Below are 9,317 nucleotides of genomic sequence, written 5' to 3'. Positions count from 1 at the left end.
ATGCACACTCACAGGCGCACGATTCCGGACAAGCCGGAATGACAAAATGAGGCCGGAATGATGGACTAAGAAAAGGACAGTCCAGAAATCATTGCAACTTCCAATGAAAACTTGTTTTGTCCATCAGAACAAATTTACCGTGAGCGAATCTATGACAGAACTGCGTGAAAATGCTACAATTACATATAAGCGGCAAAATCGGCACTATGAGGTTTTCTAAATGAACGAAAAGACATATGAGACAGGCATTATTGGCGGCGGACTTGTTGCCGACCTTACGGCCAAAATTTGAGGTTCATCCCATGAGAGAGCTATACCACTACGCCAAAGAGATTATAGACAGCTCGATAGACATGATTATAGCCGTGGATATGGACAGGACAATAATCGGGTTTAACAGGGCTGCGGAGGCGGTATTCGGGTACGAGGCCAATGAGATGCTGGGCCGTAATATTGATGTGTTGTATAATGACCCGGCCGAGGGCCGCCAAATATATAAGGCACTGGCGGCGACTTCCTGCTATCGTGGCGTTGTAGCAAACAAGAGAAAAAACGGCGAGGTCTTTATGAGCTATCTCTCGGCCTCCACGCTCAAAAACAGTGACGACAAACCTGTCGGTTTCATGGGAATATCTCGTGACATCACAGAGCAAAGACAAACTGAGGAGGCCGTCGTCGCGTCGGAAAAGAGGTATCGCGCCCTCGTTGAGAATATGAACGAGTTCGTCGCCGAGGTTGACACATCAGGGCGGTTGTATTTTGTGAACAAGTATTTCTCTGACAGCACTGGCCATAGCCTGGGTTCCTTAATAAATTCGAATTTCTACTCGTTTATCCATCCGGATGATGTTGAGGGTTTATCTGCCCGATGCCGCCAGGCTATTGACAAGGGCGGACAGATAAGGGGCTGCGAATTCAGATTTAAAAGTAAAGACGGCTCATACATAAATCTTCTCACAAACGCCGACCCTGTGTATGATCATATGGGGAATCTGAGGTCTTTACTGTTCGTATCGTTTGATATTACGGCTATGAAGACGGTTGAAGAGCAGATGAAACACGCCAAAGACACGGCAGAGGCGGCCAACTCGGCAAAAAGCGAGTTCCTTGCCAACATGAGCCACGAACTGCGCACCCCGATGAACGGGGTAATCGGAATGGCCGAGCTGCTGCTGGACACACCGCTCAATAAGGAACAGAGAAAGTACCTGTCTATGCTCAGGGAATCGGCCAATTCCCTGCTTGGCCTCTTAAACAGCATCCTTGATTTCTCAAAAATAGAGGCCGGTAGGCTTGAACTTGAGGAGATTGATTTTGACATCCGCGACGTAATTGAACAGGCTGTGGAGTCCCTCAGCTTTCAGGCGCAAAAAAAGGCAATACTGTTTCTATCTCATATTGCACAAGATGTGCCCCATATGGTAAAAGGAGACCCTGTACGCCTCAAACAAATCATCGTCAACCTGGCTGGAAACGCCATAAAATTCACAGAAAAGGGCGAAGTCACCGTCCGGCTTGAGACATTTCCAGAGGAGGAAGGACTGCTTCGCGTCCGTGTGGCGGACACCGGCCCGGGCATCCCCGCTGACAAGGTAAACACAATATTCGAGAGCTTTACGCAGGTTGATGGCTCTACGACGAGGAGATACGGCGGCACTGGCCTGGGGCTTGCCATAACTAAGAAACTCGTGACCCTAATGCAGGGCGAAATAAAAGTTATAAGTGAAGAGAACAGGGGCAGCACCTTTGATTTTAACGTACGCTTCAAAAAAGCGGCACCGTCGCCACCCCCAACCCAACCCCCAACCCATAACGTTATGGCCAAACTTGCTGATAAACGTATGCTGCTGATAGACAACCACGACCTAAGCAGGACAATCATTTTGGAGATGGCTGAGGCCGCCGGCATGAAGGTCAGCCAGGCGAAAGACTCTGTGGCTATCCTCGCCAACATAGAACGGGCGGCAGAGGCAAACGAGCCTTTCGACATAATACTCTTAGACTCCGGGATTGACGACATAGACCCGCACGACCTGATAGAACTACTAAAGACCGACCCGCTGACGTTTGCCACAGATGTAATACTGATGGTCCACGGGCAGAACAAGGAGGCCGAGAGCCGCTGGAAGGAACTAAATATATGGGGCTCGCTCTCTAAGCCAATAAAACGCTCCACACTCTATGATTCCATACATCTGGCAATGGGGGGATTTCTTAGTGAGACTTCGGTGGCGAAAACATGTTACACTAAAGCGCCAGCGGCCAGAAGGAGCTATTATAAAATACTACTTGCGGAGGATAATATCGTCAGCCAGGAACTTGCCATAGGTTTAATAGAAAAAAACGGCCATTCCGTATCGGTTGCATGTACGGGCACAGAGGCCATTGCCGCCCTCGCCAGGAATCGCTTTGATGTCGTGCTTATGGATGTGGAAATGCCGCAGATGAACGGCCTTGAGGCAACACGCTACATAAGGAACTCGAAATCCGGGGACTTCAACCCTAACATACCCATAATAGCCATGACCGCAAACGCCTTTCAGGATGATAAGGAACGTTGCCTCAGTGCCGGGATGAACGACTATATCTCCAAGCCTATATCGGTTGTCCAACTGTTAGAAGTGATTGAACGCACGATGGGCGGCCTTTCGGCACAAGGGCAATACCCTCCGGTTGAGGTCAGCAAAAATGATATATTTGACAAAGATGAACTGTTTAACCGGCTTGACGACGAGGCCTTTATCAAGAAAATCTGTGCCATTTTCATAGATGACGCCGCAGTGCATATGGATAAATTAAAGAACGCCCTTGCCGCGGATAACGCCGCGGAGGTGGAGATCGTCGCGCATACTATAAAGGGTATGGCCGCAAACTTAAGTGGCATCAGGACGAAGAACGAGGCGATGCGAATGGAGATGGCCGCCAGGAAATTAGACCTCTCACAGGCGCATTCGGTCTATCCGCAACTTGAAAAGGAGATTAACGCCTTGCTTGCAGCCATTGCTGATTCAAAATTAATATAGAATAATAAAAAGGGAGGAAGAAAATGAGAATCTTAATTGCTGAGGACGATTTTACAAGCCGCACCCTGTTACAGCATTTCCTAAGCCCATATGGAGAGTGTGACGTGACGGTAAACGGTATGGAGGCAGTGGAGGCCTTTATGCTCGCAGTTGATGAGGGACAGCCCTATGACCTCATCTGTTTGGATGTTATGATGCCCGAACTGGATGGAATAAAGGCCCTCAAGGCAATACGCGACAAGGAAAGGGACTCAGGTGTGGCATCGCATGACGAGGTAAAGGTAGTGATGACGACGGCCCTCGATTCCCCTAAGGACGTGATAGAGGCCTACTACAGGGGTGGCTGTACGGACTATCTGACAAAGCCTATTGATACGCAAAAGCTGTTGAACCTTCTGAAGGGATATGGCCTGCTAGGTAAGTAGACAGGTAAATAGACAGAGAAGCAGGTGGATGGAGAAATTATAAGGCGACTGATAAGGCGGGTTTATGGCGGCTGGCCCTTTGACTTTAAAAAAAGGGCGTGTGAGTTGCTGGGCCGCCCCGCGCTGAGGACGGTGGATGAGGAGCTGTGGATTAAAAATCTGGACGGGCCGGATTGCTACGCCCATGTGCACAGGCCGCTTAGCACCGACGCTGTGAATGGGGGGTATCCGGGCGTTATAATCGTGCCCGGTGGCGGCTCCCCCGGCACGGCTTATGACGGCCTCACTGAGGTCACAGCGGACGATATTGCCGCACTGGGTACGGTCGTCCTGCACTATGACCCCCAGGGAAGGGGTAAGACCACCGGCGTTGAGGACTACTGGGGCGTGCGCCATCAGAGAGAACTCTCGGCCATTATCAAACAATTCTTTGATGTAGAGGGCGTAAACCGTGAAAACGTGGGGATTTTGGCCTTCTCCATAGGGATAACGATTGCCACTGGCGCGCTTTGCAGATTTCCCGTTGCCGACTGCCAGATAAAATACCTGTTTGACTGGGAAGGCCCTTCTAACAGGGCCAATATCACAAAAAACGACACGCATGAACCTCTTATGGACTTTCCAATGTCAAATGACGAATTTTGGAGAGAGCGCGAGGCCGCCGCCTTCATCGGTGGCATAACCTGCGATTATTTCAGGTATCAGGCCACCACTGACCACATGCAAGGCGCCTATAAGGGACACGCCATAGAGCTTCTGAATAAGGCCAGTGCGGGATTGGCGCGCTCAACCAGGTGTAACGACAACCCTCCAAATTGTTATTATGAGGAGACCAATCCTCAAAGGTATAAATGGGTACCCACGCAGACTAATCAGAAGGGCCAAATATTGAAATACCTGCTTGAGATGCAAAATGCAATATAAGATAATAAACAGGAAAAAACGCATCGCAACGGCGGCCGCTGACATGATAGGAGGAATCCTCCACGCCCCGCTCAAATTATTCAAAAGGCATAGGGAAATAGACCCCCAACAGATAAACACCATACTGGTAATCCGCACCGCCTATATCGGAGACGCTATAATGACTGTGCCAATACTCAAACCCCTGAGGGCTGGATTTCCCAACGCCGAAATTTCCTTTTTGACCTCAAGCGGGGCTGCACCCGCCCTTGAAACCAACCCGTACATACATGACATAATCGCCTATGACCCGTTGTGGTTTTATGCCCCATATAAAAAGAGGAAATACAGGGAAAATGGAAAAAAGAGAAAGACATATCCTGCGCTCATGCGGGAGCTAAGGGGGCGGAGATTCGACCTTGTCATAGAGGCACGGGGCGATATCAGGGATATCCTCATGCTTGTCAGGCCATTGGACGCGAGGTATAAGGTAAGCTACGACATCGGTGGCGGCGGTTTTTTACTGACGCACGTGGTACCCTACGGCGGGCTAAGGCATAAGGTAGAGTATCACCTTGATATTGCGAGATATTTGGGCTGTCCTGCCACTGAAACAGAATGGGGCGTTTATCTGACAAAAGAGGAGAAGGCCAACACAAGGAAATTCCTGAGAGACAATAGTATAAAAAAACCCTTCATCGCCGTGCACCCCGGCGTGAGGATTCCACTTAAGAAATGGCAATTAGAGAAATACGCGGAACTCTATGACGCGATAGCTCGGGATTTGGGCATGATAACGGTCATAACCGCCTCCAACAAAGACACAGATTATGTAAAGGCAATGTTAAGGCTGATGAGGACAACGCCGGTGGATTTAACGGGGAGGCTGACGCTGCGGGAACTTGCCGGTGTGCTATCTGAGTCTCTCTTGTTTGTCTGCAACGACAGCGCCCCGATGCACATAGCCGCGTCAATGGGAGTGCCTGTTGTGGCCGTTTTCGGACCATCGAAGAGTATTGAAACGGCACCCTACGGGAATCCGCACAGGGTAGTGGAGAAGGACTTCCCGTGCAGATATACCTGTGACGAAAACACCTGCAAGCACGAGCGTTTCCATGCCTGTATGAAGACCATAGAGGTGGAAGATGTCCTTACCGCCATAAAGGATTTACTAAAGGAGGTAAATGTTTAGATTTGACGCCTTATATGTTGACGGAGTGAGAGAGATAAAATCGGGGATTAAGCGGCTCCTCGACGCGAAGTACTCAGACGTGTTTCCATCTGACAAGAACAGTAAAATTCTCATCAAACCCAACCTTAACAGCAACATGAACGCCCTCACGGGCAACACCACCGACCTCAGGGTAGTGGCAGCCGTCATAGAGTTTTTAAAAGGCCGTGGCTACAAGGACATCACCATTGGCGAGGGCACAAACAGTGGTTACTATCGCAGCAACATAAGCGTAATCGAACGATTGAGGTACGACGAGCTGGGGCTTTACTACGGCGTTGGGGTGAAGGATTTTAATTACTCGGACACCGTGGCCGTATCTTTTGAAAGGGGTGTTAAGGCCGGTGTGGCAAGGGAATGCCAAGAGGCGGATTTCCTTATAAACATGCCTAAGCTCAAGACACACTTCGAGGCCGGTATGACCGTATGCCTGAAAAACCTGATAGGCTGCCTCGTCGGGCAGGAAAACAAGAAAAAGGTACACGGTGCCCTGTCTGACAACATCATAAACCTGAACCAGGGCGTAAAACCACACCTGCACATAGTTGACGGTGTAATAGCTATGGAGGGGCTGGGACCTACGCGCGGCACGCCGCTTAGGTCAGGGGCGATATTCGTCGGAGACGACCCGTATATAGTGGATCTGATGTGCGCGCGGTTTGCGTCGTTCCCTTATCAGAAGATAGGCCCGCTTGCCGTTGCAAAAAGGAGAGGGCTTATCAAAGACGAGCACTTGCACTTCGTAAATGATTTCCCCCTTGAGCGCATTCATAGATTTAAGCCACCAACGGCAGGCCCTCTTGCCACGTTTATACACAGCCCGAAAAGGCAAAAATATTTCCTTGCAATAAGGCGCACACCGCTGTTTAACTATCTATGCTCTACGGAGATAGTGGGGAAACTCCTCTATCTTACCGGCCTCAGGCAGGATGTCTTTATCAGAGACGAGATGCGGTGGGAGGGGCTGTCCCTGAAAAAGGGGAAATGTACAGACTGTGGTATATGCGCCCGGTACTGCCCGACAGAGATAGACCTTCCTCATGAGCTTGACAAGGCGGCGGGGATGGACAATGAGTGGCAGCAGAGGTGCATACACTGTCTCTACTGCTTTAGCGTGTGTCCGGAGTCAGCCATAGAGTTTCACGGCACACAAGGGTTTATGGAAGAACAGGTAAGGCAGTACGGTGAAATCATAAAAGAGATGGTGAAATGAAAAAAGAAAAAGATTTTCGGATAACGTTTTTAAACCCGCCCTATATGAAAAAGTTCTCCAGGGCGCAGCGAAGCCCGGCGGTTACAAAAAGCGGCACGCTATACTATCCTATGTGGCTTGCCTATGCGGCGGGTGCCTCGGAGATGGCCGGTTTTTCAATAGATTTGATAGACGCCCCCGCCGACGGCCTCGATTTGGCCTCTGTAACGCGGAGGATAAAGACGTTCAGCCCGTCTCTTGTCGTAGTGGATACCAGTACGCCAAGCATTTATAATGACGCGCAGATTTGCGAAACACTAAAGGCCGCGCTCCCTGACGCGTTCATAGCCGTAGTGGGTACGCATGTCTCTGCCTTGCCGCAGGAGTGCCTGAGGCTAAGCCCCGCCATAGACGCCGCGGCGGTTGGGGAATATGATTATACGATAGCGGCACTTGCCGAGGCACTGAATAATAAGACGCCGGTAGCCGCCGTTGCCGGTCTTTATTTCAAAGACGGCACAAACTCCGGGCCGAGGCCAGCGATTGCCAACCTTGATGAGCTGCCGTTTGTAAGCCGCGTCTATAAGCGGTTCTTAAAGATGGAGAACTATTTTAATCCCAACGCCCTATTCCCGATGGTCACAATTACCACAAGCCGCGGCTGCCCGCACGAGTGTATATTTTGTGTATATCCGCAGACGCTGATGGGGCATAAGCTGAGGCAGCGCAGTGTGAACAATGTCCTTGACGAGATAGAATATATAATCAGCGCCTTTGACGGCGTGAAGGCGATATTCTTTGAAGACGACACGTTTACGGCCAACCGCAAGCGTTGTGTGGAGCTATCAGAGGGGATAATAAAGAGGGGAGTAAAAATCTCGTGGACGGCAAACGCCAGAGCGACGCTTGACTATGAGACGATGGGCGTGATGCGCCGCGCGGGGTGCCGCTCATTTTGCGTGGGGTTTGAAAGTGGGAGCCAGCAGATGCTTGATAACATAAAAAAGCGGACAGTCATAGATGATATGGGTAAATTCATGGAGGCGGCGAGGAAGGCCGGGATCTTAGTCCATGGATGCTTCATGGTCGGCCTGCCCGGTGAGACAAAAGCGACGATGGCAATGACGCTTGACCTTGCAAAGAGGCTCAATCCCGACACCGTCCAGTTCTATCCCATGATGATATATCCGGGCACAGGGGCCTATGACTGGTACAGCGAAAGGGGCTTGTTGACTACGAAGGATTTCTCCAAATGGCTGACCCCCGCCGGGCTGCACAATACTGTGATAAGGACCGAAGAGCTGTCCTCAGAGGAACTGGTGCGTTTTTGCGATAACGCGCGCAGGGAGTTTTACCTGCGTCCGGCGTATCTGCTGTATAAACTCAGGCAGGTTATAACTCACCCGCGGGAGCTGAAAAGGACTGTGAAATCGGCCCGGACGTTTATGAAATATCTCCTTAAAGGCTCTGACGTCAGAAAAGGGAAAGACTGCGGTTGTGATTAAGGCATCGGTAGTAGTCCCCGCCTATAACTCTGAAAAGACCATTGCCCGCTGCATTGACGCCCTGCTCAGGCAGACCTGCCCGGTGGATACCTATGAGGTAATCGTCATAGACGACGGCTCAACTGACGCAACGGCAGAGATAGCAATGTCCTATCCAGTCAGATATTATCACAAACAAAACGGCGGCCCGGCCTCGGCAAGAAACATGGGCGTACGGGAGGCCACAGGGGAGATAGTCCTCTTTACCGACGCCGACTGCGTGGCCACAGAGTCGTGGATAGAGGAGATGTTAAGGCCATTTACCGACCCCCAGGTGTCGGCGGTAAAGGGGGCATACAGGACGAATCAGCGGCAGTTGACGGCCAGATTCGCGCAGATAGAGTTCGAAGAGAGATTCGCGATGCTCAGGAAGTCCGCGTCCATTGACATGATAGACACATACGCGGCGGCATTTAGAACGTCAGTTTTTACCGGCGCTGGAGGGTTTGACGAATCCTTTCCGGTTGCCAATAACGAAGACACAGACCTGTCGTATAAACTTTCAGCGGCGGGACATAAGATGGTATTTAATGGCAACGCCATCGTGTATCATTTGAACCACCCGGCCTCGGTCGGGCGCTATGGCAGGATTAAATTTCTGCGCGGCTACTGGCGTATGGTCGTCTATAAGAGATACCCGGATAAGATGATCAAAGATACATACACGCCACAGAGCCTGAAAATTCAAATATTGACTCTCTTTGGCGGCGCGTTTTTTCTCGCGCTTTCGGCGTTTATTCATGCGGCGTCATACGCGTCCCTGTTATTGTTGATAATATTTTTATTATCAACTGCCCGGTTTGCCGCCTTCGCGTTTAAGGTTGACAAGGCGGTGGGGTTGACATCGCCGTTTTTCATAGCCCTGAGGGCCGCATCCATAGGACTTGGTGTGTTTTATTATTTTGTCAGCGCCCCGAAATGCCGTTGTAATCACTGCCCCCCCCCCCGGCGACAATAACCGCCCCCTATAACCGACATAGAGAAGCGAAAAGAGTTAAA

The 9,317-nt window shown here is 50.6% G+C and carries 7 protein-coding genes; all 7 read left to right on the top strand.

Features of this window, described 5'->3' with window-relative positions; genetic code table 11:
• The first annotated feature begins 302 nt into the window (after nt 1–302).
• From AB7D94_RS14695 to AB7D94_RS14665, 7 genes are read left to right on the top strand one after another with little or no spacing between them, the layout of a single operon-like run.
• Nucleotides 303–3,023 (top strand): hybrid sensor histidine kinase/response regulator, encoded by a 2,721-nt coding sequence (locus tag AB7D94_RS14695; RefSeq protein WP_420266709.1) that lies wholly within the window; start codon nt 303–305, stop codon nt 3,021–3,023.
• A gap of 23 nt (nt 3,024–3,046) precedes the next feature.
• Nucleotides 3,047–3,448 (top strand): response regulator, encoded by a 402-nt coding sequence (locus tag AB7D94_RS14690; RefSeq protein WP_420266708.1) that lies wholly within the window; start codon nt 3,047–3,049, stop codon nt 3,446–3,448.
• A gap of 24 nt (nt 3,449–3,472) precedes the next feature.
• Nucleotides 3,473–4,372 (top strand): alpha/beta hydrolase family protein, encoded by a 900-nt coding sequence (locus tag AB7D94_RS14685; protein ID WP_420266707.1) that lies wholly within the window; start codon nt 3,473–3,475, stop codon nt 4,370–4,372.
• On the top strand, nt 4,362–5,543 hold the full coding sequence (locus tag AB7D94_RS14680; protein WP_420266706.1) for a glycosyltransferase family 9 protein: 1,182 nt from the start codon (nt 4,362–4,364) through the stop codon (nt 5,541–5,543). Before AB7D94_RS14685 ends, AB7D94_RS14680 begins: the two co-directional genes overlap by 11 nt.
• Nucleotides 5,536–6,795 carry a DUF362 domain-containing protein gene (locus tag AB7D94_RS14675; RefSeq protein ID WP_420266704.1) on the top strand — a complete coding sequence of 420 codons (1,260 nt, stop codon included), beginning with the start codon at nt 5,536–5,538 and terminating at the stop codon, nt 6,793–6,795. Before AB7D94_RS14680 ends, AB7D94_RS14675 begins: the two co-directional genes overlap by 8 nt.
• A complete protein-coding gene (locus AB7D94_RS14670; protein WP_420266702.1) occupies nt 6,792–8,279 on the top strand; it encodes a B12-binding domain-containing radical SAM protein in 1,488 nt (495 codons plus the stop codon). Before AB7D94_RS14675 ends, AB7D94_RS14670 begins: the two co-directional genes overlap by 4 nt.
• A complete protein-coding gene (locus AB7D94_RS14665; protein WP_420266700.1) occupies nt 8,272–9,276 on the top strand; it encodes a glycosyltransferase family 2 protein in 1,005 nt (334 codons plus the stop codon). Before AB7D94_RS14670 ends, AB7D94_RS14665 begins: the two co-directional genes overlap by 8 nt.
• The last annotated feature ends 41 nt before the right edge of the window (nt 9,277–9,317 follow it).

This window comes from Candidatus Magnetominusculus dajiuhuensis (genome assembly GCF_046044395.1).
Lineage (GTDB): Bacteria > Nitrospirota > Thermodesulfovibrionia > Thermodesulfovibrionales > Magnetobacteriaceae > Magnetominusculus > Magnetominusculus dajiuhuensis.
This window is presented reverse-complemented; position numbering and strand designations above follow the sequence as displayed.